24 protein-coding genes are annotated in these 25,075 nt (G+C 69.0%); 13 read left to right on the top strand and 11 right to left on the bottom strand.

Going from position 1 to position 25,075, the window contains the following annotated elements:
* Nucleotides 1–27: 27 nt before the first annotated feature.
* The 6 genes from argH to AAF430_07535 all read left to right on the top strand — a co-directional run bounded on the left by argH (nt 28) and on the right by AAF430_07535 (nt 4,609).
* Entirely contained in the window at nt 28–1,455 is a 1,428-nt protein-coding gene (gene argH, locus AAF430_07560) for an argininosuccinate lyase (protein MEM7410072.1), read from the top strand.
* On the top strand, nt 1,452–1,643 hold the full coding sequence (locus tag AAF430_07555) for a hypothetical protein (GenBank protein MEM7410071.1): 192 nt from the start codon (nt 1,452–1,454) through the stop codon (nt 1,641–1,643). Before argH ends, AAF430_07555 begins: the two co-directional genes overlap by 4 nt.
* 5 nt (nt 1,644–1,648) lie before the next feature.
* Complete coding sequence (gene dapF / locus AAF430_07550; protein ID MEM7410070.1) at nt 1,649–2,503, top strand: diaminopimelate epimerase; 855 nt, start codon at nt 1,649–1,651, stop codon at nt 2,501–2,503.
* Nucleotides 2,503–3,378, top strand: coding sequence for a 4-hydroxy-tetrahydrodipicolinate synthase (gene dapA, locus AAF430_07545; GenBank protein ID MEM7410069.1), 876 nt, complete (start codon nt 2,503–2,505; stop codon nt 3,376–3,378). Before dapF ends, dapA begins: the two co-directional genes overlap by 1 nt.
* Nucleotides 3,375–4,175: a 4-hydroxy-tetrahydrodipicolinate reductase gene (dapB, locus tag AAF430_07540; GenBank protein ID MEM7410068.1), complete on the top strand. Its 801-nt coding sequence runs from the start codon at nt 3,375–3,377 to the stop codon at nt 4,173–4,175. Before dapA ends, dapB begins: the two co-directional genes overlap by 4 nt.
* Nucleotides 4,176–4,324: 149 nt before the next feature.
* On the top strand, nt 4,325–4,609 hold the full coding sequence (locus tag AAF430_07535; GenBank protein MEM7410067.1) for a helix-turn-helix domain-containing protein: 285 nt from the start codon (nt 4,325–4,327) through the stop codon (nt 4,607–4,609).
* Nucleotides 4,610–4,836: 227 nt separating this feature from the next.
* Here the strand turns inward: AAF430_07535 and AAF430_07530 are convergent, their stop codons facing one another.
* Nucleotides 4,837–6,300, bottom strand: coding sequence for an outer membrane beta-barrel protein (locus tag AAF430_07530; protein ID MEM7410066.1), 1,464 nt, complete (start codon nt 6,298–6,300; stop codon nt 4,837–4,839).
* Between the two features lie 541 nt (nt 6,301–6,841).
* On the opposite strand from AAF430_07530, the gene AAF430_07525 reads away from it, so the two are divergent.
* Both AAF430_07525 and AAF430_07520 read left to right on the top strand, forming a co-directional pair.
* On the top strand, nt 6,842–8,212 hold the full coding sequence (locus AAF430_07525; protein MEM7410065.1) for an ammonium transporter: 1,371 nt from the start codon (nt 6,842–6,844) through the stop codon (nt 8,210–8,212).
* Nucleotides 8,213–8,221: 9 nt separating this feature from the next.
* The gene (locus AAF430_07520) at nt 8,222–8,563 is read left to right on the top strand and encodes a P-II family nitrogen regulator (GenBank protein ID MEM7410064.1); all 342 of its coding nucleotides are present in this window, start codon (nt 8,222–8,224) and stop codon (nt 8,561–8,563) included.
* 90 nt (nt 8,564–8,653) lie between these two features.
* Here AAF430_07520 and AAF430_07515 read toward each other — a convergent pair whose 3' ends face one another.
* From AAF430_07515 to AAF430_07485, 7 genes are all read right to left on the bottom strand, one after another.
* Nucleotides 8,654–9,367 (bottom strand): DUF4349 domain-containing protein, encoded by a 714-nt coding sequence (locus AAF430_07515; protein ID MEM7410063.1) that lies wholly within the window; start codon nt 9,365–9,367, stop codon nt 8,654–8,656.
* 76 nt (nt 9,368–9,443) lie between these two features.
* Nucleotides 9,444–9,695 carry a hypothetical protein gene (locus AAF430_07510; GenBank protein ID MEM7410062.1) on the bottom strand — a complete coding sequence of 84 codons (252 nt, stop codon included), beginning with the start codon at nt 9,693–9,695 and terminating at the stop codon, nt 9,444–9,446.
* A gap of 127 nt (nt 9,696–9,822) precedes the next feature.
* Nucleotides 9,823–10,098, bottom strand: coding sequence for a hypothetical protein (locus tag AAF430_07505; protein ID MEM7410061.1), 276 nt, complete (start codon nt 10,096–10,098; stop codon nt 9,823–9,825).
* 232 nt (nt 10,099–10,330) lie between these two features.
* Nucleotides 10,331–10,669, bottom strand: a complete 339-nt coding sequence (locus AAF430_07500) for a P-II family nitrogen regulator (protein ID MEM7410060.1) — start codon at nt 10,667–10,669, stop codon at nt 10,331–10,333.
* 308 nt (nt 10,670–10,977) lie between these two features.
* On the bottom strand, nt 10,978–11,694 hold the full coding sequence (locus AAF430_07495) for a TIGR04282 family arsenosugar biosynthesis glycosyltransferase (GenBank protein ID MEM7410059.1): 717 nt from the start codon (nt 11,692–11,694) through the stop codon (nt 10,978–10,980).
* Nucleotides 11,691–12,701 (bottom strand): hypothetical protein, encoded by a 1,011-nt coding sequence (locus AAF430_07490; GenBank protein ID MEM7410058.1) that lies wholly within the window; start codon nt 12,699–12,701, stop codon nt 11,691–11,693. The genes AAF430_07495 and AAF430_07490 overlap by 4 nt, the downstream gene beginning before the upstream one ends.
* Nucleotides 12,698–13,702: an NTP transferase domain-containing protein gene (locus tag AAF430_07485; GenBank protein MEM7410057.1), complete on the bottom strand. Its 1,005-nt coding sequence runs from the start codon at nt 13,700–13,702 to the stop codon at nt 12,698–12,700. The genes AAF430_07490 and AAF430_07485 overlap by 4 nt, the downstream gene beginning before the upstream one ends.
* Nucleotides 13,703–13,794: 92 nt before the next feature.
* Between AAF430_07485 and AAF430_07480 the strand changes: the two genes are divergently transcribed.
* Nucleotides 13,795–14,970 (top strand): glycosyltransferase family 4 protein, encoded by a 1,176-nt coding sequence (locus tag AAF430_07480; protein MEM7410056.1) that lies wholly within the window; start codon nt 13,795–13,797, stop codon nt 14,968–14,970.
* Nucleotides 14,967–15,989 carry an isocitrate/isopropylmalate family dehydrogenase gene (locus AAF430_07475; GenBank protein ID MEM7410055.1) on the top strand — a complete coding sequence of 341 codons (1,023 nt, stop codon included), beginning with the start codon at nt 14,967–14,969 and terminating at the stop codon, nt 15,987–15,989. The genes AAF430_07480 and AAF430_07475 overlap by 4 nt, the downstream gene beginning before the upstream one ends.
* Nucleotides 15,990–15,998: 9 nt before the next feature.
* On the opposite strand, the gene AAF430_07470 is transcribed toward AAF430_07475, so the two are convergent.
* Nucleotides 15,999–19,409 carry a PA14 domain-containing protein gene (locus AAF430_07470; protein ID MEM7410054.1) on the bottom strand — a complete coding sequence of 1,137 codons (3,411 nt, stop codon included), beginning with the start codon at nt 19,407–19,409 and terminating at the stop codon, nt 15,999–16,001.
* 293 nt (nt 19,410–19,702) lie between these two features.
* On the opposite strand from AAF430_07470, the gene AAF430_07465 reads away from it, so the two are divergent.
* Nucleotides 19,703–20,563, top strand: a complete 861-nt coding sequence (locus AAF430_07465) for a LamG domain-containing protein (protein ID MEM7410053.1) — start codon at nt 19,703–19,705, stop codon at nt 20,561–20,563.
* Here AAF430_07465 and AAF430_07460 read toward each other — a convergent pair.
* Complete coding sequence (locus tag AAF430_07460; protein ID MEM7410052.1) at nt 20,560–21,150, bottom strand: hypothetical protein; 591 nt, start codon at nt 21,148–21,150, stop codon at nt 20,560–20,562. The genes AAF430_07465 and AAF430_07460 overlap by 4 nt on opposite strands.
* Nucleotides 21,147–21,656 carry a hypothetical protein gene (locus AAF430_07455; GenBank protein MEM7410051.1) on the bottom strand — a complete coding sequence of 170 codons (510 nt, stop codon included), beginning with the start codon at nt 21,654–21,656 and terminating at the stop codon, nt 21,147–21,149. Before AAF430_07455 ends, AAF430_07460 begins: the two co-directional genes overlap by 4 nt.
* A gap of 311 nt (nt 21,657–21,967) precedes the next feature.
* Here AAF430_07455 and AAF430_07450 point away from each other — a divergent pair, with 311 nt between their 5' ends.
* Together AAF430_07450 and AAF430_07445 are read left to right on the top strand one after the other, a co-directional pair.
* Nucleotides 21,968–23,263: an MFS transporter gene (locus AAF430_07450; protein ID MEM7410050.1), complete on the top strand. Its 1,296-nt coding sequence runs from the start codon at nt 21,968–21,970 to the stop codon at nt 23,261–23,263.
* A gap of 77 nt (nt 23,264–23,340) precedes the next feature.
* Nucleotides 23,341–25,074 carry a DUF3592 domain-containing protein gene (locus AAF430_07445; protein MEM7410049.1) on the top strand — a complete coding sequence of 578 codons (1,734 nt, stop codon included), beginning with the start codon at nt 23,341–23,343 and terminating at the stop codon, nt 25,072–25,074.
* The last annotated feature ends 1 nt before the right edge of the window (nt 25,075 follow it).

Here is a 25,075-nt window from a genome sequence, read left to right as displayed (position 1 = left end):
CGACCCCACGTCGCCGAGATTGGTTCCATGAGTGACTCGGACGACACCACCGCCGCCGCGCGAAAGCCCTGGGGGGGCCGTTTTCGCGAGGACACCAACCCCGCGGTGGAACGCTTCTCGGCGTCGGTCCACTTCGACCGCGCCCTCGCCCGCTACGACCTGCGGTTGTCGCGCGCCCACGCGCAGATGCTGCGGGCCCAGGGGCTTTTGAGTGGGGAAGACCTGACCGCGCTCGAAGGCGGCCTCACCCGGGTCGGCGAAGAGATCGAGGCGGGCTCCTTCCCCTTCGATCCCGCCCTCGAAGACATCCACATGAACGTGGAGGCCCGGCTGCGGGAACACGTTGGCGAAGCCGCGGGACGGCTTCACACGGGACGCAGCCGCAACGACCAGGTGGCGACCGACCTGCTGCTCTTCCTGCGGGAGACCGCTGCGGCCGCCCGCACGGGGCTGCACGACCTGCAGGAGGTGCTGCTGGTGCGCTCGCGCGAGCACCTCGACACGATCCTGCCGGGCTACACCCATCTGCAGCGGGCCCAACCCGTGCGGCTCGCCCACCACTGGCTGGCCTTCGTCGAGATGTTCGAGCGCGACGCCGGACGCTTCCTCGACCTGATCGAGCGCTTCGACCGGGCGCCCCTGGGGTCGGGAGCGCTGGCGGGATCGACCCTGCCGCTGGATCGCGAGGCCACAGCCGTTGCCCTGGGCTTCTCGGGCCCGACGGCGAACAGCATGGACGCCGTCGCTTCGCGCGACGCGGGCCTCGAGTTTCTCAGTGCCGTGGCCATCGCCCAGGTGCATCTCTCGCGCCTGGCCGAAGAGCTGGTGCTCTGGTCGAGCGCCGAGTTCGGCTTCGTCGAACTCGCCGATGCCTATTCCACCGGGTCGAGCCTGATGCCCCAGAAGAAGAACCCGGACGTGCCCGAGCTGGTCCGGGGGAAATCGGGGCGCACGATCGGCAACCTGGTGACGCTCCTGACGGTGATCAAGGGTCTACCGCTCACCTACAACCGCGACCTGCAGGAAGACAAGGAACCGATCTTCGACAGCGCGGCGACCCTGCGGGATTCGCTCGAAGTGATGGCCGGGGCAATGGCGACCCTGCGCGTCCAGACCGAGCGGATGCGAGAGGCGGCGGGCGACCCGATGCTGCTGGCCACCGACCTCGCCGAAGCCCTGGTGCGCGAAGGCGTGCCCTTCCGAGAGGCCCACGAGGCCGTGGGCCAGATCGTCGCCCACTGCCTGGAGAAGGATGCCGATCTGCGCGGGCTTTCGCGCGAGGACCTGCGCGCCTTCCACCCGGCCTTCCCGTCCGGCGCCGGCGAGCTGCTCTCGCTCGAGCGGGCCCTCGAGGAACGCGACCTGCCGGGCGCGACGGCGCGCCAGCGCGTCGAGGCGGCGCTCGCCGCCGCCGAGTCCCGCTTGGCGTCGGGGCGGCAGGCCACGCGCACGTGAGGCGGCGCGCACTGGCGCTCGCGCTGCTCGGCGTGGGCCTTCTCGTGGCGGCGTGCGGTCGCTACGGTCCGCCCGTCCCACCGCGGCCCGAGCCGCCGCCCCCCGCGACCGCCCCGTCCAGCGTCGAACCCGCGCCGGAGCCGACGGCGGAAGAGCCCACCGACGACGACGAGGAAGTGCGCCCGTGAGCGGAATGCTCCCCTTCACCAAGATGCACGGCGCTGGGAACGACTTCGTCGTGCTCGACGGCGTCCGGGACGCCTTGCCGGCGATCGAGCCGATCGCCGAGCGCCTGTGTGATCGCAACCTCGGGATCGGCGCCGACCAGCTGCTCGTCGTCCGGCCGAGCGCTGCCGCCGACTTCCGGATGGAGATCTTCAACGCCGACGGCTCCCAGGTGGAGATGTGCGCCAACGGGATCCGCGCCTTCTACAAGTACCTCCGCGACCACGCGCACACCGAGCGGGACCAGATCGAAGTCGAGACGCTCTCGGGCGTGGTGCGTCCGCGCTGGGCGGGCGCCGACCGCGTCACCGTCGACATGGGGCTCCCGATCCTGGCCCCCGCGAAGATCCCGACCACGCTCGCGGACGGCGACGGTCCGGTGCTCGATGTCCCGGTCACCGTCGGTGGGGACACGCTCTCCGTTTCCTCGGTCTCCATGGGCAACCCCCACGCCGTCGTCACCGTCGACGACCCGGAGCAGGCGCCCGTCGAGCGCTGGGGCCCCGAGCTCGAGCACCACCCGGCGTTTCCGAACCGGGTGAACGTGGAGTTCGTCGCCGTGCGCGGACGCGACCGGATCGAGCAGCGCACCTGGGAGCGCGGCACTGGCGAGACCCTGGCCTGCGGGAGCGGTGCGTGTGCCGTCGCCGTGGTATCCATGCTCCGGGGCGTCGTGGATCGCGAGGTGACCATTGCCTTGCGGGGCGGGGATCTCCGGATCGCCTGGCCCGGGCCCGATGCCTCGATCGAGATGACCGGGCCGGCTGCCGAGGTCTATACCGGTCAGATCCCGCTTGCGGGTCTGGCCCGGGGAGAGCGCTGATGTTCGAGGGCGTCCTGACCGCGCTGGTGACCCCCTTCCGCGACGGGGAGATCGACGAGGCTGCGCTGCGCGAACTGGTCGAGACCCAGATCGGCGCGGGCGTCGACGGCCTGGTCCCCTGCGGATCCACCGGCGAGAGCGCCACGCTCTCCCACGCCGAGCACCGACGGGTCGTCGAGATCGTCGTGCAAGCCACGCGGGGTCGGGTCCCGATCGTCGCCGGCACCGGCTCGAACAACACCCGCGAAGCGATCGAGCTCACCCTCCACGCGAAGGAAGCCGGCGCCGACGGTGCGCTGTTGATCTCGCCCTACTACAACAAGCCCACCCAAGAGGGTCTCGTCGCCCACTACACCGAGATCGCCCGGCGCACCGCCTTCCCGCTGGTGCTCTACAACGTGCCCGGACGGACGGCGTCGAACGTGCTGCCGCCGACGATCGCGCGACTCGCGGATCTCGATCAGGTGGTCGGAGTGAAGGAAGCCTGCGGCGACCTCGCCCAGATCGCGGAAGTCGTGGACCAGTGCCCGGCGGAGTTCGACGTGCTGTCGGGCGACGACGCGCTGACCCTACCGATGCTGGCGATCGGCGCCAAGGGCGTCATCTCGACCACGTCGAACGTGGCCCCCGCCGACATGGTCGCGCTGGTGCGGTCGTTCCGGGCCGGCGATCTCGACGAGGCGCGGCGCTGCCACCTCCGGCTCCTGCCGCTCTTCGACGTGCTGTTCGCAGAGAGCAACCCGATCCCGCTCAAGGCGGCTCTCTACGCCACCGGCGCCATCGGCCCCGAGATTCGCCTGCCGCTGACGCCACTGTCGGACCCGGTGCGCGAGCGACTCCAGGTGGTGCTCAAGGAACTCGGACTCGTCGGATGAGCGATGCGCATCGCGTACTCGTCGTGGGTGCGCTCGGCAAGATGGGCGAGCGGGTTCGTGCCGCACTGGCGAACGAGCCCAGCCTGGTGCTGGGCGCCGCACTGGAAGGCCCCGGCCACCCCGGGGTGGGGCAAACCCTCGAAGACGGCGTGATCGTGACCGACGACGCAGCCGCGGCGGCGTCCGCCTGTGACGTCGCCATCGACTTCAGCGTGCCCGCGGCCACCCTCGCGATCGCCGAAGCGGCGGCCGATGCGGGGACCGCCTACGTCACGGGCACCACCGGCTTCAGCGAGGCCGAGCTCACCCGGGTAGACGCCCTCGCCACCCGGATCCCCTGGCTGCGGGCCGCGAACTTCTCGTTGGCGGTCAACGTCCTCGCCTACCTCACCCGCGAGGCTGCGCGCTTGCTGGGACCCGACTACGACGCGGAGATCGTCGAGCTGCACCACGCGCTGAAGCGGGATGCGCCGAGCGGAACCGCCCTGCGCCTGGCCGAGGTGCTGGCCGAGGGACGCGAGCACTCGCTCGCCGATCATCTCGTGCTCGAACGCGCCGGGGAGATCGGCGCGCGCCCGGAGGCGGCGATCGGCGTCCAGACCCTGCGCGGCGGCGACAACGCCGGCGAACACACGGTCTTCTTCGTCGGCGGCGGCGAGCGCATCGAGCTCGTCCACCGGTCCCATACCCGGGACCACTTTGCGGCGGGCGCCGTTCGGTGTGCGGCCTGGATCGTCGGGAAGCCCCCGGGGCGCTACGCGGTCGAAGAGGTCTTCGGGCTCCCGACACCTGCCTAGTCCCTGCCGGTGAGAGGCGCCCGAGTGCGCGCGAATGCGCGCGGTTTGGGCAGGGGTTGCCCACGCCCACAGCAAAGCCCGCGTCACCGGGCTCCCTGCGCGCGCGAGCGCGCCCCGGACTGGCGCGGGGGTTGCAATGGCGGGATGAGATGGCCGCTGAAATCCACAACCCCTCTTCCACGCTCACGAACGGATCCGTTCCGTCCGGGGAACACCTCGAAGACCTGGCCCGCACGGCCGATCAGCTCCCCCTCCGGGAGTTCCTCGCCCGTGCCGAGGCCTGGCGCATCGCCCGCGCCCTGCGCGAGCACCGGGGCAATCGCTCGGCTGCGGCTCGGGCCCTCGGAATCGGGCGCCGGACTCTCTACACCAAGATGGAGAAGCTCGGCCTCGTCCCGGTCTGGACCGTTCGAGGCGAGAAGGGGAACGAGTAGAACCGCTCGGCTTCATGCCGTCTCACCCTTCGCGGGCCCTGCCGGCCCCGTGAAGGGTGTTCTGCGTCCTGGGCCCGGAAGCGCCGGGGCGTTCTGAACAGAGCGGTTTCTAAGCGAGCGGCCTCGCCTGAGATCGGCCCAGCGGGCAGCAGCGCAAAGAAAAGGCGCGGTACCGAAGACCGGTACCGCGCCGTTTTCTTGTCGACGCCTCGCGGCGTCAAGCGCACCTAGAAGGCGTAGATGACCTGAGCCAGACCCACGATCTGGTCCTCACGTCCACCAGCGGTGTTGCTGAAGAACGCATCCACCTCCAGGACGCCCGGGAAGGAGGTGTCCTCCTTCACACGGTCCCAACGCACCTCACCGCGCACGGTGAGGTTCTCGGCCACTTCATACGCCAGCGTACCGACGGCGCTGTAGATGTGGCTGTTGCGGCCCGGCGCGAAGACGGGTGCGCCTCCGATGCCCGGGATCGCGGGACCGAAGCCCAGCACGTTGTCCCAGTCACGCGCGTACTCGAGGCGGGCAGCCGCCGAGAACGCATCGGTGATCGGCACCTTACCGGAGACCGCGATGCCCCAACCGGCCAGACCCGAGCCCTCGATCCAGAACAGGTCCGAGTTCACGTAGGCCGAAAAGGCGTCGCTGTCGTACGTCAGCAGGAAGTCGAGCGTCCCGTTGGCGCGGTCGTTCTGACCCAGGCCGGGAACGTTCGGGGCCAGCCCGGCGTTACCAGCGAGGCCCGGACCGTCCCGCGTGTACAGGATCGTGACCGCCGTGCTCAGCTCGTCGCTCGCCGCGAAGGCGATCTGGCCGAGGTAGCCCTTCTCCTTGTTCACGTCCGGCGAGCTGACCGCCAGCGTACCTTCGTTCACGACCGCACCGGTGATGCTGACCGGACCGAAGGAGGTGCTGGCCATCACGCCGAGGTGATCGATCGGCTGGAACAGCTGATACAGGTTCGCCAGGGTGATGTGGTTGTTCGCCGTCGTGTCCGCGACTTCGGCACCGATCAGCGTGCCGAACTTGCCGAACTTGACTTCCACGCCCTCGCCCAGCGGAGCCAGGTAGCTCACGTAGGCCTGGTGGACGTAGTAGTCACTGGTCGAGTCACCGCGAGCGCGGGCGCCCGCCGAGCTGCCCTGGCCCAGGAACGTCGCCGTGGTGCCGTAGAGCAGGGTGAAGTGGAAGCCGGCACGGCTCTCCTCGGTCGGGGCCTTCCCGATGTCGAACCAGACCTGGTCGATCTGGAAGCTGTTGTGATCGGGATGGAACGGGAGAATCGCGACGCGCCCGTTGTTGGCGCCGATGCCCGGCGTACCGGAGATCCGCGCCGGGCCGAAGCCACCTGCACCCGTAGCAAGGTCCGGGTTGGCGAAGTTCCACGCGTAGCTACCCGCCACGCTCATGTTCACGTCCACTGCTCCCCAGAAGTCGGAGAGGCTCGAGAGCGTCCCGTCTTCCACGTCACTCTGGACGTCGCGCACCACGCGCTGCGCATCCTCAAGCATCTCCCCCTGATGGTGGATCTGCTCTTCTTGCGCTTCCACTTGCTGCTTGAGCCCTTCGACGAGCTCACGCATCTCTGCGAGTTCGTTCTCGACCTCCGAGTCCGTACTCGCGAACGCCGGCCCGGTGACACAAACGAGTGCCGCCGTCAGGCCAACCAGCGTCTTTCCGACCATGGTCATGATGTCCCTCCAATGAGACCGATGGAGGCCCACGCGCCGCCACCACGCACTTCCCCCGAAGGCAACCGGGGGCTCTGTGGGCGCCGAAACGTGGACCGGTCTGGCGGGGGGACGCCGGATGTTAAGCAACCCCCGTACCGAAGCGCGACTGTGTGCAAAAAGACCCGAAAATGGGCTTTCTGTGCGCTGGGATGCTTCGGAGCCGGGAACGCGACGCCCCCGGTGTGCGCGGTCCTGCCCGTTGGCTAGGCGCCGTGCCCGGCCGCTAGGCAGCGTGCTTTTGGTGCGGTCGATCACATTGAGCTGAATTCAGCGCGCTCCGGCCGTATTCGGCCGGGAAACGCCCGCCCGGGCTCCGCCGGGCTGCCTCGCGCAGTTGGCACGAGTGTTGCCCTAGGGATCGGCGACACCAGGGAGCCGCGCGCCGTTTCGTGTGCCTGCGATTTCGCGGGGGGACACAGGCGAAGCGGTTCGCGGCTCCCGGTGACCTCTCCCCGCCTGTCGAGTTCCTCGCAGGCGACACCCCTACAGGAGGATCGAGATGAAACGAATGATCGGATGGGCGCTGGCAGCGGCCCTCGTGCCTGCCGCCGCCCTCGCAGAAGACACGGTGTCTCCGGGCACCTTCGTGGCGAACAACGTCTGGATGATGCTGGCCGCGGGCCTGGTGTTCATCATGCACCTGGGCTTCGCCACCCTGGAATCGGGCATGACCCGAGCGAAGAACACGACGAACATTCTGTTCAAGAACACGTTCATCGTCTCGATCGGCATCCTCACCTACGCCCTCTGCGGCTTCAATCTCATGTACCCGGGTGAGTTCAACGGGTACGTGGGCTTCGCCGGCATGGGCATCTCCACGGACGAAGCGGGTCTCGGCACCGGCTACGCGAGTGGCGGATACACCTACTGGACCGACTTCCTGTTCCAGGCGATGTTCGCGGCCACCGCGGCCACGATCGTCTCGGGCGCCGTCGCGGAGCGGATCAAGCTCCCGTCGTTCATGGTCTTCGCGACCCTCTTCGTCGCGATCGTCTATCCGATCCTCGGCTCCTGGAAGTGGGGCGGTGGCTGGCTCGACGGCATGGGCTTCTACGACTTCGCCGGTTCCACGCTGGTCCACTCGGTGGGCGGCTGGGGCGCGCTGGTCGGCGCCTGGATGCTCGGCCCGCGCATCGGCAAGTACGTCGGTGGCAAGCTCTCGCCGATCCCGGGCAGCAACATGCCGCTCGCGGCGGTGGGCGTGTTCCTGCTGTGGCTCGGCTGGTTCGGGTTCAACGGTGGCTCGGTGCTCTCGGCCGACCCGGCGCTCACGTCCTACACCCTCGTGACCACCTGTCTCGCGGCTTCGGCCGGCGCGGTGGCCGCGATGGCCTGCTCCTGGTTCATCGCCAGCAAGCCCGACCTCTCGATGGCGCTCAACGGCGTGCTCGCCGGCCTCGTCGGCATCACCGCCGGCGCGGACACCGTGACGATCATGGGCTCGGTGCTGATCGGCCTGATCGCGGGCGTGATCGTGGTCGGCTCGATCCTGTTCTTCGACAAGATCAAGATCGACGATCCGGTGGGCGCCATCTCGGTGCACCTCACCTGCGGCATCTGGGGAACGCTGGCCGTCGGCATCTTCTCCACGAACCCGGAGCACAGCTTCCTGGTTCAGCTGATCGGTGTGGTGGCCTACGGCATCACGACGCTGGTCTGCGCGTTCGCGATCTTCGCACTCGTGAAGGCCACGATGGGCCTGCGCGTGAGCGAGGAAGAGGAAATCGAAGGTCTCGACTACGCCGAGCACGGGCAGCACGCCTACGACGTCGGCACCGCGGGCAGCGGTGCCTTCTCGTCGCTGCCCAGCGGCCAGTCGACCGCACCGGCGGGCGTCGCCAGTCGCCTCGCCACCAGCGAAAGCGCTTAGGAGGCGGCCATGAAGAAAGTCGAAGCCATCATCAAACCCTTCAAGCTCGATGACGCGAAGGAAGCCCTGGGCCAGGTCGGCGTGCTCGGTATGTCGGTTTCCGAGGTCAAGGGATTCGGACGCCAGAAGGGACACAGTGAGCTGTACCGAGGCGCCGAGTACGTCGTCGATTTCCTTCCCAAGATCAAGCTCGAGGTGGTGATCCCCGACGAGCTGGTCGAGAAGGTGACGTCGGCACTCGCCGAGTCGGCACAGACCGGAAAGATCGGAGACGGCAAGATCTTCGTGACGGCCGTGGAGGATGCGATCCGCATCCGCACGGGCGAAACGGGAGACGCCGCACTCTCCTAGTTTGAGGACACCTGTCGGGTGCCCAAGGGCGCTCGGGTCTCGGCGTGGGCGCGCCGCTCGGACCCGGGCGCCCTTTCTCTTCGAAGCGCGTCAGCGCGGGAGCGGGATCTTCCAGAGCTTCTCGACGAGCCAGTAGACCCCGTACCCCGCGATCGCCAGGGGCCCGGGCACCGCGCGTTCGGCGCGCTCGAGATGCACGTAGACCGTCGCCAACGCGACGTCCGAGTCCAGGCGCCGCTTCCGCGCCTCGAGACGGTCGAGCTGGGTCTGCACACGGGTGAGCTCGCGTTCGACCTGGAGCACCTCTTCGACCGACTTCGCGCGCTCGAGGAGCTGACGCAGCCGGTCGCGGAACGACCGCGTGTTCTCGATCTCGGCGACCAGATCCGCATGCTGCTCGGTGACGTCCTCGCTGCGCAGCGAGCGGCGGGTGACCTCGCCGAGCTCGGCGACGTGGTCGAGGAAGGCCTCGAGCCGATCGTTCGGAACGCCCACTTGCAGGGAGCGGCGATCGTCGTCGCCACCCGAGTGCCGGACGAGGCCGCCGATCGCGACAACGCGCGCTTCCACCGCAGCGGTCGCCGCGTCCAGGTCTTCGACATCGAGGGCCAGATCGGCGTTGCGGATCAGCAGGCGCTGCACCGCAGCAGCCGACGGCGGAGGCGCGGCCGTGTCGGACGCGGCCATGGCTCCGGCCGTCGACGCCTCACGCCCGGCGCGCGCGAACTCAGCATCGGGCGTGCTCGTGCACGCCAGGAGCACGACACCCATCCCGATCGCCCACAGACACGGAACCACTCGCATGGGTCACCCCCCGGATCGTCGATCCGGACGAGTCTGCAAGCGGAAACGCGGCTGGCAAGCGCGCGGCGGGGGCGGCTCAGGCCGCGGTGAGCGCCCCCAGTCGTTCTTCGGCGGGGTCGCGGAAATCGTGGCGGCTGCACCAGGCCAGCCCGCCATCCTGGTAGATCCGCTCGACGAGGCGCTCGGTCAACCGCAGCGGGCCCAGGAACCGGAGCCGACGGTGCTCGGGCTCGATCATGCAGCTCGCCACCTGGGGATCCTCGAGAACCCGGTCGAAGGCGCGAGAGAGATCGCTGCGGCTTCCAAAGGTCAGGACGTACACGCGCATGGATAGGGCCTCCGCCTCTCTGCAGAAGCAAGAGGCGGGCCAGCTGCGACGCAACGTCCGGGCGCCGCGAACCCCGGGTTGCTCAAAGGCAAGGCAGGTCGGCCGCGTTCCGCGGCGGGGTCCGCGACTAGCGCTCGCGAACCTCGGGGTTCACCCGCGCCGCCAGCCGGAACAGGGCCCAGCCGAGCCACTTGCGGGGTTCGCCGCTGCCCGGGGCCGTCAGGGCCTCGGCCAGCGCCTTCCACTCGGACGCGACGTCCTCCCCGAACTCGCTGGCGAATCGCCACCAGGCCTGGGGGAACCGGCTCGTCGCGGAGCGGGGATCGGCCCCGGCCTCCGAGCCGGCCTCGAAGTCGGCATCCTGCGCGTCGCTCCAGCGATCGCGCGGTTCCGGAAACGTCATCTCCATCATCGCCATCACCGCGATTCCCTTCTGCGGGCGCGCTGCGGGCGACTGGGCGTCCCGCGCTGGCCTCGCGTTGCCTCGGGAAGTCGTGCGCCGGAGCCCACGGCTCCTCCCGACGACGGGTGGAAGCGTAGCGAACCTGGAATCTACCCCCGGGGCAGACCGTCCGCAGCGAGGTGGATGGAGATCCGGGGTGCCGCGGAACGTGTCCCCGCGGCGCGCGAGCGACCTAGACGGCTCCGGCCCCGCGCTCGCCGGTGCGGATGCGAATCGCTTCCTCGACGGGAAGCACGAAGATCTTGCCGTCGCCGATGCGGCCCGTGTTCGCGGCTTCCGAAATCGCTGCGACGGCTTTGTCGGCGAGCTCGTCGCTCACGACCAGCTCGATCTTGATCTTCGGCAGGAAGTCGACGACGTACTCGGCGCCACGGTAGAGCTCGGTGTGACCCTTCTGGCGCCCGAACCCCTTCACCTCGGTGACCGTCATGCCCTGGATCCCGACGCCTTGGAGGGCCTCTTTCACCTCGTCGAGCTTGAACGGTTTCACGATCGCTTCGATCTTCTTCATGGGGCCAGTCTCCTTCCGTTCTCGCCGGACGTGGCGCCCCCCGCGTTCAGACCAGTTCGAGGCTGGTCGACTCCCGCGGGGTGGTCGTGCGGCCCGACAAGGTACCCCACAGCTTCGCAGACATGGGGATTTTCAATCCATCCGTGCGAGTTCAGCGAAGCAATCGGCGTGCCGCCAGTGGCGCCTCTACGGTCCGTTCGGGCCGCACCCGGGCCACTCCTTGCACGGTCCCTGGCCATCGGTCTGCCTGGAATGCAGGCAATCGGGTCGGTCGCGCGGGTCCCTGTTGCGACTTGGATGCCGCACTCTCAGGTAGGGCGATGCGCCTGCCATGACGTGTGGCTTTCGAGCCACGCAAGGGTGCGCGGACACGGCTCGGCGCCGCCAGCCTCGCGCTTCCCCAACCAGTGCGCCAGATCTTCCGCCGTGTCGAAGTCGAAGTGCGCCGCGAGGCGCCGCGTGGTCCAGCCGACCGCGGCGGCGTTCGCCAGCGTGTCCTCGAGCACCGTCGACGTACTCATCGGATGGTCGAAGAGGCCAGGCGTCGGCCGACGCACGCCGATCCAGCTGTAGCCGCCGTCTCGATCCGGTCCGACGACGAGGTCGACGTCGACGAGGGCGCGAAACCCGTCCACCAGGTGCTCGACGGGCAGTGCCGGGCTGTCGCTGCCGCGGAGCAGGATGCGTCCGAACCCCGCGGCCGCCGCCGTTGCCACTGCATCCGTCATCCGCTCGGCCAGATCGGCACCGCGCTGGGGCAGCACCCGAAACCCGGGCGGACAGCGGAGCGTGAGTTCGCGTGCCGCCGACGCGGGGTGCACCAGCAGCCAGGCTTCGGCACCGACGGCGCGGGCGGCATCGAGGCTCGCCTCGAGCACGTCGTCCAACATCGCCGCGTAGAGATCCGCCGCCTCGTCGGGTTGGAAGGGCGGACACATCCGGGTCTTCACCTCGCCGGGTGCCGGCCGCTTCGCGAAGACGATGAGCACCGGCCGACTCTGAGCACGCGCCGTCGGTTGGCTCACGACGCGGGCTCCGGCGGGATCGCGAACAGCGTGGCCTCCGCGTCGCCGACGCGCACCACCCCACCCGGTTCGGCGTGGGCCTTACGCACGAAGGCGAGCCCCAATGCCGAATCGTCGGACGCGACCACACTGGTCAGCTCGCCGACGACCTTGCCGGCGACCTCTAGCGCGGTTCCCGTCGGCGGTGCGGCGGCGTTCGCGTCGAAACGCACGCCGAGCAGGCGATGGGAGAGGGCACCGCGCGACTCCATGCGAGCCACCACCTCCTGGCCCGTGTAACACCCCTTGCTCAGGCTGACCGCCTCGCCGATGAGCCCGACCTCCGCGGGAAGCACGTCGGGCCCGAGCTCGCTGCCGAACTGGGGAATGCCGGACTCGACGCGGAGCCGCTCGAAGTCGGAGGGATCTCCCTCGACACACTCTCCGTCGGCGCGCGCCGCGACCTCGCGCAGATCGGCGAGCACGCCATCGATGCTCGCCGTCGGCAGGAAGAGCTGCAGACCGTCGTCGAGGCAGGCGCCCCAACGCGCGACGAACGCGGCACCGACCGGAGTGCCCACGTCGACACCGCAGTGCCGTTGCAACGCGTCGAGGGGTTGCTCGGCCCATCCTGCGAACCATTCGACCGCGCGCGGGCCCTCCAGCGACGCGCGCTCCCACGCATCGGTGTGATCGCCGAGCGTGACGTCGTCGGCGATGATGAAGGCGTCGAGGCGCTCGAGCAGGGTGTCGCGCGCCGACCGGGCGCTCTCGAGCCAGTAGTGATCGCCGCGTTCGAAGACGTGGAGATCGGCCAGGATTCGACCCTGGGGTGTCAGCAGCAACGCGTAGCAGCCCGATCGCTCGAGCCCGGGCACCAGGACCGCGACGTCGTTGCTGACCATGCCTTGCAGCCAGCGCACCCGGTCGCTGCCCGAGACCTGGATCAGCGCGCGGTCGGGTCGCCGGAAGAACCCGGCGCCGCAACGAATCCGCGACGGTGCGTCGGTTCCCTGCGCCGCGCTCATGCGTCGCCGCTCGCTGGGCCGTCCGTCGAGGAGGGCAGGGAGAGCGGTCCGTAGATGCGCTCGACGCGCTCGCGCTGGGCGGTCTGCCAGCTCTCGAAGCGTTCGTTCGCCACGTCGAAGTCGTGCTCGTTGTCGATGTCCACGCCGCAGCCTCCGCCCTCGGTAATGACGAAGCGGAACCCGCCGCGCAAGAGGCCCTCGATTCCACCCTCGATCCGGCCGAGCGGAATCCAACGGCGCACGCGATCGGCGATGCGTCGCCAGCCCCGGCGATCGAGCGCACCGGCGAGGTGCATCAGGCCGTAGTAGGCGACGACTGCGAAGCCGCCGCGTTCGCTGCGTAAGAGCCGCCAGGCGAGCCCGAGGATCGGCCCCCATTCGCGCTGGTAGCGATGCTCGTACATCTCTTCGACGTAGAAGCGGTTCGCCACGCGGCCCGGTCGGATCAGGTGCAGGTTGCTCTGCCGGAAGCGTCCCTCGCGCAGGTTGAAGTACGCCATGTGGATCCCGCCCTTGCCGGGCGCTTCCGGATAGAAGGCCTGCATCGACTCCTCGGTCACGAGCCCGAGGCTGTAGTCGACGTCGATCTCGAAGGAGCGCTGGATGAACGCCGAGATCTCGTGGGGCGTCGCGAAGGGCAGGTCGGTCGAGAGGAAGAGTGCGGGCCCGTCCTCGACGGTCGGATCGCGGCCCTCGGGAGGCGCGCCTGGCAAGGCGCGGCGGTAGGTCTCCCACCCATTCTCATAGAGGTTGCGGAACTGGGGCACGAGATGGAGCGGCTTCGTGAGCGTGCGGGCGAAAGCGGGATCGCGCAGGACGGCTTCGAGGCGCTCGAGGTTGCCCACCACCCACACCTCGGACACTTCGGGAACGGCTTGCAGGGTCGTGACCACCTGGGCGACCAGCGGCACCCCGGCAATGACCAGGTAGGCCTTGCTCTCGCCGTAGATCGCACGGGAAGCCTTGCGGTCACCGGCCGTGACGATCGCGGGAACGGGCATGTCGAACGAGAGTAGTTCGCGCGCAGACGCCGTCACAACCCCTCGTCCCTCAAGCGCTTGTTCCGGACGGCCGATCCGCCGGAACGAGTCCCATGCGTGTCCTCTGTCTCACCATCGGCCCGGAAGCCGAACCCTCGAGTCGTTTTCGCGTCTACCAGTACCGCGCGCCGCTGGCCCGTCTGGGGATCGAGCTCGACGTACGTCCGCGGGTCGACCAGCGCTTCTTCGAGGTCGGCTACGGATTGCGCGCACCGTCGGCCGCGACTCGGCTCGGCCTGTTGGGGGCGAGCCTGGCCCGCCGCAGCGTACGACGCGCCCGCGACTGGTGGTCGGCGGCAGGCTTCGACCTGGTGTGGCTCCAGAAGGAAACGCTCCCGACCGCCTTGCTCCCGACGCTTGCCCGCACCGGAACGCCCTGGGTCTTCGACTTCGACGACGCCATCTACGCGCCGCCGCCCGGCGACGACGGCTTCGGTCGCGGGATCCGCGCGATCGCCGATCGCTGGCGACAGCGTGACACGGCCCTGGCCGCGCTGCTTCCCCGCTGCGCGCGCGTCTTCGCCGGCTCGGCCGAGCTGGAAGGCTGGGCGCGTCGGCACACGGACCGCGTGAGTCGGGTCCCGACGGTGGTCGACGCCGCCGCGTATCCGGTGCGACCGGTCCGCGACGACCAGACCCTCACGCTGGGCTGGGTCGGTGCGCCGGCCGGGCGCGCCTACCTCGAACCGCTCCGCCCGGTGCTCCGGTCCCTCGCACGGCGTCACGATCTGCGTCTGGTGCTGCGCGGCGTGACTGACTTCTCATGCCCAGGCGTGCGCGTCGAGACCCGGCCATGGCGCAGCTACGCGAACACGGACGATGAAGCCCGCGACCTCGCCGGCATCGACATCGGTCTGATGCCGCTCCCCGAGACGCCCTACACCGCGGGCAAGTGCGCGTTCAAGGCCATCCAGTACATGGCGAGCGGCATTCCCGTCGTCGCCAGCCCGGTGGGTGCGAATGCCGACGTCGTCCTGGAGGGCGTCACCGGCTACCTCCCGGCGGACATCGCAGCCTGGGAACCGGCGCTGGAACGGCTGATCCAGAGCGCTCCCCTGCGTGCCCAGTTGGGACGCGCCGGGCGCAGTCACGTGCTGCGCCACTACGCACTCGAAACCCAGGCGCCGCGGGTCGCCCAACTCTTGCGCGGGGCCACCGGCAAGCGCGCAACGAGTCGGTACCCTCGCCGCGCCCTCCCAGTGCGCCGCGAGGAGACCCACGCCCGATGAGTCGAACCTGTGTCCTGATCCCCGGTGATGGGATCGGTCCGGAAGTCAGTGATGCGGCTGTCCGCATCTTGGAAGCGGCGGACGCCGGAATCGACTGGGAGACCCAGCGCGCCGGGGTTGCGGCCCTCGAAGCGGGCGACGACGACGTCCTGCCCGAAGCGACGCGGGCCGCGATCCGCCGCCACGGTGTGGCGCTCAAGGGCCCCTGCACGACGCCCATCGGCGGCGGTTTCTCTTCGGTGAACGTCGCGCTCCGCCGCGAACTCGATCTCTACGCGGCGGTGCGCCCCGTACGAAACCTGCCCGGCGTCGAGAGCCGCTACGACGGCGTCGACCTCGTGATCGTTCGCGAGAACACCGAGGGCCTGTACTCGGGCATCGAGAACGTCATCACCGAGGGCGTCGTGACCTCGCTGAAGGTGGCGACCGAGAAGGGTTGCCAGCGAATTGCGCGCTTCTCTCTCGACTACGCGAGAGCCCGTGATCGAAGGCGCGTCACGGCGTTCCACAAAGCCAACATCATGAAGAAGAGCGACGGGCTCTTCCTCGACTGCGCGCGCGCCGTCTTCGAAGGCAGCGAGGTCGAGTACGACGAGCGCATCATCGACGCGGGCTGCATGCGACTCGTGCAGGACCCGGCCTCCTTCGACGTCGTGCTCTGCGAGAACCTCTACGGCGACATCGTGTCGGACCTCTGCGCCGGACTCGTCGGTGGGCTGGGCGTCACGCCCGGCGCGAACTTCGGCGACGCGGCGGCCGTGTTCGAAGCCGTCCACGGCTCGGCGCCGGACATCGCCGGCCAGGATCTCGCGAACCCCCTCGCCCTCGTGATGAGCGCGGTCATGATGCTCAACCATCTCAGCGAGCGAGACACCGAGCCGCGCTTCCGCAGCGTCGGGACGCGCATCCGCGATGCCTACGACGCCGCCCTGCGCGACGGACAGAAGACGCGCGACATCGGCGGGACGCTCGGCACCCGCGCCTTCGCGGACGCGGTGATCGAGCGACTCGCCGGCTGAGCGAGCCGCCTAGCGCCGCCGACCGCGTCGCGCCCGGAGCCCCAAGACCAGCAGCGCCCCGGCGAACAGCGCCCAGGGGCCAGTCGGCTCGGGCACGGTCAACGCCACGGTGGCGGGTGCGCTCTCGAGCGCGCCATCGCTCGTCTTGAAGGTGAAGCTGTCGGAGCCCGTATAGCCGGGCGCCGAGGTATAGAAGAGCACGGGCCCGGTTCCGATCAGGGTGCCCGCGCTCGGCGGATCGACGATGGCGACGTCGAGGGTCGACTGTTCCGCATCGCTGCCACCCAGGGCGATGGCGAGGGGCACGCCGGACGCCACGTTGATCGCCTGGGGCGTCGCGCTCGGCGCCGTGTTGGGCAGGCTCGCCGTCACCGGTGTGCGCGGCAGACTCGCCGATTCCCAATCGACCTGGATCACGGCCCGGCCACCCGCTTCGTAGTACTCCACGACGAAGGGCACGGCCTGCCCCGCCACGAGCGCGATCGTGCCGCTGGCCTCGCGCGCCGCGTGCACCGACCAGTCGTCGACCACCAACGTGCCGTCCACGAAGACGCGAACACCGTCGTCGGAGGTCGCCGTGAAGGTGTAGGTCTCGCTGAACTCGGGGATCAGGGTCCCGGTCCAGCGGATCGAGAACTCGTCGTTTCCGACGGATGCGTCGGGCGTCCCGCCGCCCCAATCGAAGTCGATCACGACATCGTCCCGCTGGAAGACGAAGGTGTCGAAGTTACGACCGTCGTAGTAGTCGCCCGAGAGCGGAGCGACCGGCGGTTCGTTGACGACGCCGATCCAGTCGCGCAGGACGGCCAGCCACGCGAAGTCGACCACGTTCTTCGCCAGCGGCGGCATCTGGGAGGTCCCCAGCAGCGCATCGCGGTGGAAGAGCGCCGAGAGCAGGACGTCTCCCGGCACCACCACCTTCGCCCCTGTCACGCCGAGGTCCTCGGCGACGTCGGTGTTCAGCAGATCCTGCTGGGCAAAGGGCGTCTCGTAGCGCGTGTCGAAGTCCCCGCGCCCCTGCCCTCCCGGTCGGTGGCACTGGGCGCAGTTCGACTGCAGATAGGAACGCACCCGCTGCTGGGTGAACGCCGTCAGGTCATCGAGCGCCGACAGCGCGGGCAGATCGTCGGGGGTCGCGCCGCCGAGCCCCGGCACCAGCAGACCCACGTGGTCGAAGGTTTCGAGCTGATGGGCGGTACGTCCCGTGCTCGGGTAGAAGAGCTCGGCGTTCTGTTGTGAGGTGCGGAGCCCGAGCACCCCGCCTGCGACCGGGTTGTGGCAGAGGTTGCACTCGGTGCGCGAGGGGTACTGCCAGAGTTGCCCCTCGATCATCTCCTCCATCCCGTCACTGAGGAGATCGGCTTCGAGACCATCTGGCCGCCAGCGATAGGTCACGCCCCAGAGCTGGCCGTCGGTTCCCTGCGCGAGCACGCGCGTTTCGACCCGGCGTGCCGGCGCACCCGCGACCGGGATCTCGAAGTGTTTCACGAAGACCGAGCCGGAGGGGAAGCCCCACTCGGAGGTCTCCGAGTACTGGATGCGATCGTTGTTCCCGTTTCCGTTGGGGACCGCGAACCAGCGCCGCTTCAGGGATCCGTCGGACCAGAGCGGGTTGATGACCTCGTAGGGGATGAAGGCGGGGTCGATCGTGAGGCTCGTCAGATCGCTGAACACCCCCGTCTGCGAAAGCAGCGCCGGGGGCTCGGGCACGATGGTGCTCGGGGCGAGCCGGTAGAGCACCGACGACGCCGTGCCCAGATAGACCTCGCCGGCGTCGTCGCGCCCGAAGGTCACGAGCTGGGCGGGCGCGGTGGTGATCAGCTGCTTCGGTCCGTTGCCCGAGGCATCCTGGGCCGCCCACACGTTGTTGTTGGTGCAGTCGCCGAAGATGTAGCGGCCCTGCAGCGATGGAATGCTGCTGCCGCGGTAGACGTGCCCCCCGATGATGCAGGCGCCCTCCGCCCGCGGGTAGGTCAGGACGGGATCCGTGACGACCCCGATCGGGCTCGCCGGCGGCGTACCGATGTCCGCGTAGCCTTCGCGGAAGGGCCACCCGTAGTTGGCGCCAGCGACCAGGACGTTCAGCTCCTCGACGCTGCTGGCCATGTTCGAGCCGACGTTCCCGATCACGATCACGCCGGTCTCCGGGTCGATCGTCATGCGGTGCGGATTGCGCGACCCGAGGCTGTAGTACTCCTCGAGCACGCCGGTGACACCCACGAACGGGTTGTCGTCGGGGATGGTGTAGTTCTGGGTGAACGTGCTCGGATCCGCCGGGTCGGGCTGCCGGGGGATCGGGTGGCTCGAAGCACCCTGATCGACGTCGATGCGCAGCACCCCGCCGACGAAGAGATCGTCGATCTCCTGGGATTCGTTCGGCCAGCCGAGGTCGCCGATCGACAGGTAGAGGTAGCCATCGTTGCCGAAGAGCAGGCCGCCGCCGCGGTGCAACGTCGGGCCGAGCTTCTGTTGGAGCAGGATCAGCTCGGAGCCGGGGCTGGCGGTGCTCTGACCGTCGGGACGCTCGAAGCGCGAGAGTCGGATGAACTCGTCGGATCCGTCGGAGTGGACGTAGTAGAGGTAGAGGTAGTTGCGGTTCGCCGAGACCGGATCGTCGTAGTCGGGGTGGAACGCCATCCCCAGCAGCCCCGAGTCCTGGCCGGTCCAGACGCGGTCGGTGATGTCGAGAAAGAGCGTCCCCGTCTCACTCGTCGATCCCGGCACGATCTCGACGATCTCGCCGTTGCGGCTGCCCGCGTACATCACGCCGTCGCCACGGGTGAGGGTCAGGATCAAGCCGACGCCGAGGTTCGCGGAGACCGCCTGGGCTTCGATGCCGCCGGGCCCGGGCGTGGTGCTCGGGAAGACCCCATTGAAGAACGGGTCCACCGGCACGAGGGCGTCGAAGCCGGGCGGATCGATCGGCAACGCGGCCGGGGTCGTCCGCGCCTGGCTGGGCGACGCCCATTCGAGCCGGGCCACCGCGTGTCCGGCCTGCTCGTAGAACTCCATGACGACGGGCACGATCTGGCCGGCCGAGAGCGCGACGTTCGCGCTGAACTCCTGGGCCGGGTGGACCGTCCAGTCGTCGATCACCAGGACACCATCCACCCACAGCCGCACGCCGTCGTCGGTGGTGGCGTAGAAGGTGTAGGTCTCGTCGTAGCTCGCCTGGAGGTTGCCGGTCCAGCGGATCGACGCGTTGTCGCTGCCGACCGCGGGATCGATCTCGCCGGTGCCCCAATCGAAGTCGATCACGGCGTGACTGCGCTCGGCGACCTTCGTCGTGAGCGTGATGTCGTCGTAGAGCTCGGCGAGGTACTGGGCCGCGGCGGGAACCGGCAACACGACGGCAAGCAGTCCGGCGAGCCATGCGCAGGTGCCCAGGAAAATCGGGACGTCACGGCAGGAGCAGAGCATCAACAGCACCTCAGGAAGAACGCAACAGCGCATACTCGCCGCTCAGCAGTTGAGGGTCAACGTGATCGGAGTTGCCCTCCGACCCGGTCTCGTGTCGCGTTTTCCGCGATCGCGGCAGCCGCAACCACGGTGAGTTGCACGCGCAGCTGGGCGCAGGACGGCACGGTCCGGGAACTCGCCCACGTGCAACCTGGGCGGCTAGCTCCTCAGAACAGTGTCACTTCTGCCGTCCGACCGCGGCGCGGCGCCGTCCCGCTCTCAACTCACGACGCGCTTCAGCCGACACTCTCTAGGTGTTTCCCCCCACCTCTCACCTCCTCTGCGCATTCGTCGCCGCCCTGTGCCTGGGATCGTCGGCCCAGGCCGTGACCCTCGGCTACTGGCGCATGGAGACGGACCTCGAGCCGAGCGCGGAAGGGCTGCGGGTGCCGAACGAAGTGCTGGGCGGGAACGATCTGCTCTCGAGCAGCGCCTTCGTGGACTCGAACCTCCCGACGACCTCGGTTCCCCAGACGGGCACGCCGAACAACGGCAGCCTCGGTGGCACGCGCCAGGGCGGCTCTGCGGGTATCAATGGCTCGGTGGTCGCCTACGCGGCGCTGAACAGCCCGAGCCTCACCGTCGAGTTCTGGGGCCGAACCGTCGAGAACGACGCCGACCTCTTCCTGCGCACCACCGGAAACAATGGCCTCCGCATCGGAAATCCGAGCTCGCTCGACGTCGTGTTCTGGGTCGACGACGGTGCCGGCGGCGCGAGTCCGCTGCAGATGCTCAACCTCTTCGACATGGACGCCAACTGGCATCACTTCGCGTTCATGTACGACGCCGGCACCGGCCTCGGCCAGTTCTTCGTGGACGGCGGCGAGGTGGGCCGCGTCCAGGGCGCGGCGGGTCGAGCGCTCTACTGGGACCCGAGTGCACCCGTCGAGATCGGCGTCCGCATGGACTACGCCGCCGCCTTCAACGGGACGATCGACGAGGTCCGGATCGACGGAGATGCGCTCGGAGCGAGTTCGCTCCTACTCGCGCCGGAGCCGAAGACGGTGCTCTTGATGGGTGCAGGTTTGGGCGCGTTGGCGTGGGTCGGACGCAAACGCCGCCGCCCGTCCACTCCCTGCACCGAAAGCGAACGGGCGGCGGCTTCTCTCGCCTAGGCGGCCTTCGACTTCGTCTCGATCTCGGAGGCCAACTTCCGCAGCAGTCCGGTGAACTGCCCTTCGTCGAGCTTGCGCTGGCGCAGGTCCGCCAGGCCCTCGTTCGCGATCTTGAGCACGTGATCACCGCGCGTGGTGATCATCTCGCAGAGCTCGTTCGACATCTTGAGGATCTGATCGCGGAGCTCGGTCTGACCGCGCGTGGTGCGCGTGTCGATCTCGACGAGCCGCTCCTCGAGACGCTTCTCCAGCTTCTCCATCTCGAGCTTCACCTGCTCCTCTTCGTGAGCAAGCTTCGCCTCGAGTCCGGCGACGGCCGTATCGAAGTCGCTGATCTGAGAGCCGAAGACGATCTCCCGCAGGCGATCCAACTCACCGCCGGTCGGAGTCGCAGCCGGGGCCGGTGCCGCTTCGGGAGCCGCTGCCGCCGACGCATCGGGGGTCGCGGGCGCCGAGGCGGTCTCGGTCTTCGGAGCCGTGAACAGGTCGGAGAGCGTGTGGGTCTTGGCTTCGCTCTCGGTGTCGTTCTCTTGGCGCTGCGCCCGAGTCTCCTCGGCGCGGCGCAGGGCGTCGTATACCTTGGTCATCGCGCGTCCTCGTTCGCCACGTCGGTGTGCTCGCCTTCGAGGCGGGAACCGAGGTCGAGCAGGAACTCGGAGAGCTTCGTGCGATCGATCTTGTGCTCGCGCAGCTCCTCGATCCCGCGGTTCACCAGCAGCAGGGTCTGGTCCGAGCGCTCCTGGACCGAGTTCTTCAGCAGCTCGGACTGACCGAGCAGCTGCTCGCGGACCGAGTTCTGATCCTGGTTCGCCCGCGCGCCCAGTTCGGAGATGCGATTCTCGAGGCGACGACCGAGGGCATCGATCTCACCGCGCACCTCGGCGGCGTGGGCTGCCATCCGGTTCTCGATCCGCGCGAGGGCCTGTTCCTGCTCGTTGATCGCCGAGCCGAACAGAATGCCGCGCAGCCGCGAGAGCTCGTCGGCCTCGGCAGTGGACGCGGGCGTCGTCTCGGTCGCTTCGGTTTCGGTCGCGGGCGCTTCGGGCGCCTCCGCCGACTTCTTCGAGATCTTCTTGAGATTGAGTTTCGCCATGGGGGGCTCCTCGTGGTGCAGGTGGGTGCAGTCGGGAAATCGCCACCGCAGGTTCACCGGCGGCTTGTTCGAGAAGTGACCGCTCCTCTGGGAAAAGTGACAGGGAACACAATGGGTTGCGGTTCTTCCGAAGGCGCGCGCGGTTCGCGGTTCGGGTTGCGCAGGCGTGAGCGGCGCGGTTCGCGAACCGTTGCACTTTTCCTACCACCGGGTGGAACGACTCCAGCACGGTTGGAATCGCTGCCAGCGGGTGATGGGTCGTTCCGCGTGGATTGGGGGCGCTGCCGAAAAGGTGCGATGCTCGGGCGCGCATGAACGCCCCGGCCCCCCATACCGAGAAGGCTGCCGCTGGTGTGCGGGGATTCCTCGGCTGGCGCGTCGTCTTCATCGCGTTCCTGGCGCAGCTGCTCTCGAACACGGTGACGCTGTCGAGCTTCGGCGTCTTCCTCGAACCCCTGACCGAGACCTTCGACAAGTCGGTGGGCGAGCTCAGCCGGGCGATGTCGATCGTGTTCGTGGTGATGGGACTCTCGGGTCCGATCCTCGGCCAGTTCCTCGACCGGGGATACGCCCGCGTCATCATGCCCCTGGGCGCAGCGGTCGCGGGTGGTGGCCTGATCCTGATGAGCCGCGTCGAAGCCTTCTGGCTGTTCGGGTTGCTCTATTGCAGCGTCGTGGCGATCGGCGCAGCCGGCTTCGGACCCATCCCCTCTTCGTCCCTCGTCGCCAACTGGTTCGTGCGTAAGCGCGGGTTGGCCCTCGGCATCGCGGTCGCCGGAGCCACGATCGCCGGGGCCGTCGGGCCCGAGCTGGCTGCCTACTGGATCGAGAACCAGGGTTGGCGCGCCGCCATCTTCTACTTCGGGCTGCTGGCACTTGGGTTGGGCGTGCCGGCCTTCGCCTTCGGCGCGATCGGACGCCCCGAGCTGGTGGGCCAGTTGCCCGATGGCGAACCCGTCCCCGATGCGACGGACGGCGAAGCCGTCACCGGAGAAGCCATTCCCGAGACCTCCGAGCTGGCCCGCGACCCGCGGCTCTGGATGCTCGCCGTCGGCTTCGGGTTGATCTTCACCTCGCCGATCGTGATGACCCTGGTCGGGATCCCCTTTGGACGCGAGCTCGGGTTCTCGGCCCAGGAAGCGGCCCGCTTCTTCACCGCGATGGTGCCGTTCTCCCTGTTCGGGAAGATCGCCTTCGGCGCCCTGGCCGATCGCATTCCGCCTCATGCGGCCATCTGGGGGCTGGTGCTGACCAACCTCGCCGTGTGGGCGCTCCTCTACCTCGAACCCAGCTACCCGCTGTTCGTCGCGACCGGCGCCCTCTACGGGTTGGGCATCGGCGCCGCCATGCCGCTCTTCGGGGTGATCCTCGGTCGCTGCTTCGGTCGCCTCGCCTTCGGACGCGCCCAGGGCCTCGGGGGCCTGGCCACCCTGCCGCTGGTCGCCGCCGCGCCCGCGATCGCGGGAGCCCTCTACGACGCCACCGGCACCTATCGCACCGCCTTCCTGATGCAGCTGGCGCTACTGTTCTTCGGGGGGGTGTTGCTGTCGTTCGTGCGGATCCCGGGCGACGAGCCCGCGGAGACGCCAGCGCCGGCCCCCGCATAGGTTCGATCCCCCCGAACAGGTCGCATCCCCCCCGACGCGGGTGACCACCTGCGTGTGTCGGAGGTTCGCCGAGGCCCGTGTCGCGACTGCGCCTACGGATGGGGAAGAGGAAGGCCAGCAACGAGCCCATGGGGTTCGGTGCGAAGCTCGTCGGAACCCTCTTCTTCGGCTTCTTCTTCGCGATGGGAGCGGTGTTCACCTGGCTCCTCGGCCAGGAGCTCCTGAAGAGCGCCGACACCTACCAGTGGCAAGAGCGTCGCTGCGAGATCCTTCACAGCGAAGTGTCACGGGATGGGGGCGAAGACCCCTACGTGCCGGTCGTGCGCTACCGCACCCTCGACGCGGGACCGGAGCTCCAGGGCCAGCAGCTGCGTCGCGACGACCCGACCTTCGGCGACTACGGAAGCGCGGCGAACCAGCTCGCTCCCTATCCGGCGGGTGCCACAGTGGCGTGCTTCGCTTCGAGCGAAGGCGATCTGGTGCTCCAGCGCGGCCCGCTCTGGATGGCGGCCTTCCTCCTGCTGCCGCTGATCTTCGTGGCGATCGGGGGGATCGGCATCGTGGCCATGTGGCGTCGCGACGCCACCGACGCCCAGGGACGCCCGCTCCCCGAGGACCTGGGACGGCACGCGAAGAAGACCGGAACCGGCCGCGGGCTCATCGGGATGGGTGTTCTCTTCGCGGCGGTGGGGGCCCTCGCCGGCTGGTTCCTCGCCTTCCAGCCCCTCCTGCAGATCCTCGACGCCCAGCGCTGGAACGCCCACCGTTGCATCGTCGAGCACAGCTCGGTCCGGTCGCATTCGAGTGACGACGGCACCACCTACAGCGTCGACATCCTGTATCGCTGGGACCGCGGTCGCGGCGAGGAGCGCTCGAGCCGCCACGGCTTCTTCGGCGGATCCAGCTCGGGCATCGAGGGCAAGCGCGAGATCGTTCGCGCGCATCCGGTCGGCGCAGAAGTCGACTGCTGGATCCACCCCGAGCGATCGAACGAAGCCGTGCTCGAACGCGGGCTGACGGCGCACGCCTGGCTCGCCGTGATCCCGCTGGTGTTCTTCGGGGTCGGGGCGCTGCTCATCCACCAGGGGCGAAGGCGACTGGCAAAGGCGGAGTCGCTCGGGATGCTCTCGGGAACGGCTCCCTCGGAAACGCGCGACGCCCACGACGCGGTGCTCCCCGAGCACGATCCGCGCTCCGGCTCGGCACCGCTCGCGCCCGAGTCGTCGCGCGGCATGCGCCTCGCCGGGATCGTCTTCGCCGCCCTGTTCTGGAACGGCATCATGAGCTTCTTCGTGTACCAGGCGTGGCAGGAGTACGCGCGGGGCCGCACCGACTGGTTCTTGATCCTGTTCCTCGTTCCCTTCGTGTTGGTCGGGATCGGCCTCGTCTTCGGCATCGGCTACGGCATCCTCGCGCTCCGAAACCCGAAGCCCGAGCTCGTCGCGAGCCAGCCGACGCCGCGACTCGGGGACGCCCTCGATCTCCAGTGGCGCTTCCACGGGAACGCACAGCGACTGCAGCAGGTGCGCATCGTGCTCCGCGGCGAAGAGCGCGCCACCTACACCGTCGGCACCAACACCCACACCGCCACCGAGACCTTCATGGAGCGTGTCCTGGCCGACCTCCCGGCGCCTGCGTGCGGGATGGGCGGGCACGTCCGCGTCGAGATCCCGGCCACGTCGATGCACAGCTTCGAAGCCGAACACAATGCGGTCGTCTGGTCGCTGGCGGTCGAGGGAGACATCCGGCGCTGGCCCGACGTGTCCGAGAAGTACCCGATCGTCGTGCTGCCACGGCGCGCAGAGGGGTGAG

Source organism: Myxococcota bacterium, assembly GCA_039030075.1.
In the GTDB taxonomy this organism is placed as follows: domain Bacteria; phylum Myxococcota_A; class UBA9160; order UBA9160; family SMWR01; genus JAHEJV01.
The sequence above is the reverse complement of the archived record's forward strand: the minus strand, read 5'-3'. Positions and strand labels throughout refer to the sequence as shown.

Excerpts from the sequence above, each read along its gene's own strand:
- AAF430_07520 (MEM7410064.1), top strand. The coding sequence starts at position 8,222 with ATGAAGAAAGTCGAAGCCATCATCAAACCCTTCAAGCTCGATGACGCG.
- AAF430_07480 (MEM7410056.1), top strand. The coding sequence starts at position 13,795 with ATGCGTGTCCTCTGTCTCACCATCGGCCCGGAAGCCGAACCCTCGAGT.
- AAF430_07455 (MEM7410051.1), bottom strand. The coding sequence starts at position 21,656 with ATGGCGAAACTCAATCTCAAGAAGATCTCGAAGAAGTCGGCGGAGGCG.
- AAF430_07515 (MEM7410063.1), bottom strand. The coding sequence starts at position 9,367 with ATGCGAGTGGTTCCGTGTCTGTGGGCGATCGGGATGGGTGTCGTGCTC.
- AAF430_07475 (MEM7410055.1), top strand. The coding sequence starts at position 14,967 with ATGAGTCGAACCTGTGTCCTGATCCCCGGTGATGGGATCGGTCCGGAA.
- AAF430_07485 (MEM7410057.1), bottom strand. The coding sequence starts at position 13,702 with ATGCCCGTTCCCGCGATCGTCACGGCCGGTGACCGCAAGGCTTCCCGT.
- dapA (MEM7410069.1), top strand. The coding sequence starts at position 2,503 with ATGTTCGAGGGCGTCCTGACCGCGCTGGTGACCCCCTTCCGCGACGGG.
- AAF430_07535 (MEM7410067.1), top strand. The coding sequence starts at position 4,325 with ATGGCCGCTGAAATCCACAACCCCTCTTCCACGCTCACGAACGGATCC.
- AAF430_07470 (MEM7410054.1), bottom strand. The coding sequence starts at position 19,409 with ATGCTCTGCTCCTGCCGTGACGTCCCGATTTTCCTGGGCACCTGCGCA.
- AAF430_07500 (MEM7410060.1), bottom strand. The coding sequence starts at position 10,669 with ATGAAGAAGATCGAAGCGATCGTGAAACCGTTCAAGCTCGACGAGGTG.
- argH (MEM7410072.1), top strand. The coding sequence starts at position 28 with ATGAGTGACTCGGACGACACCACCGCCGCCGCGCGAAAGCCCTGGGGG.
- dapF (MEM7410070.1), top strand. The coding sequence starts at position 1,649 with ATGCTCCCCTTCACCAAGATGCACGGCGCTGGGAACGACTTCGTCGTG.
- AAF430_07510 (MEM7410062.1), bottom strand. The coding sequence starts at position 9,695 with ATGCGCGTGTACGTCCTGACCTTTGGAAGCCGCAGCGATCTCTCTCGC.
- dapB (MEM7410068.1), top strand. The coding sequence starts at position 3,375 with ATGAGCGATGCGCATCGCGTACTCGTCGTGGGTGCGCTCGGCAAGATG.
- AAF430_07460 (MEM7410052.1), bottom strand. The coding sequence starts at position 21,150 with ATGACCAAGGTATACGACGCCCTGCGCCGCGCCGAGGAGACTCGGGCG.
- AAF430_07525 (MEM7410065.1), top strand. The coding sequence starts at position 6,842 with ATGAAACGAATGATCGGATGGGCGCTGGCAGCGGCCCTCGTGCCTGCC.
- AAF430_07530 (MEM7410066.1), bottom strand. The coding sequence starts at position 6,300 with ATGACCATGGTCGGAAAGACGCTGGTTGGCCTGACGGCGGCACTCGTT.
- AAF430_07490 (MEM7410058.1), bottom strand. The coding sequence starts at position 12,701 with ATGAGCGCGGCGCAGGGAACCGACGCACCGTCGCGGATTCGTTGCGGC.
- AAF430_07505 (MEM7410061.1), bottom strand. The coding sequence starts at position 10,098 with ATGACGTTTCCGGAACCGCGCGATCGCTGGAGCGACGCGCAGGATGCC.
- AAF430_07450 (MEM7410050.1), top strand. The coding sequence starts at position 21,968 with ATGAACGCCCCGGCCCCCCATACCGAGAAGGCTGCCGCTGGTGTGCGG.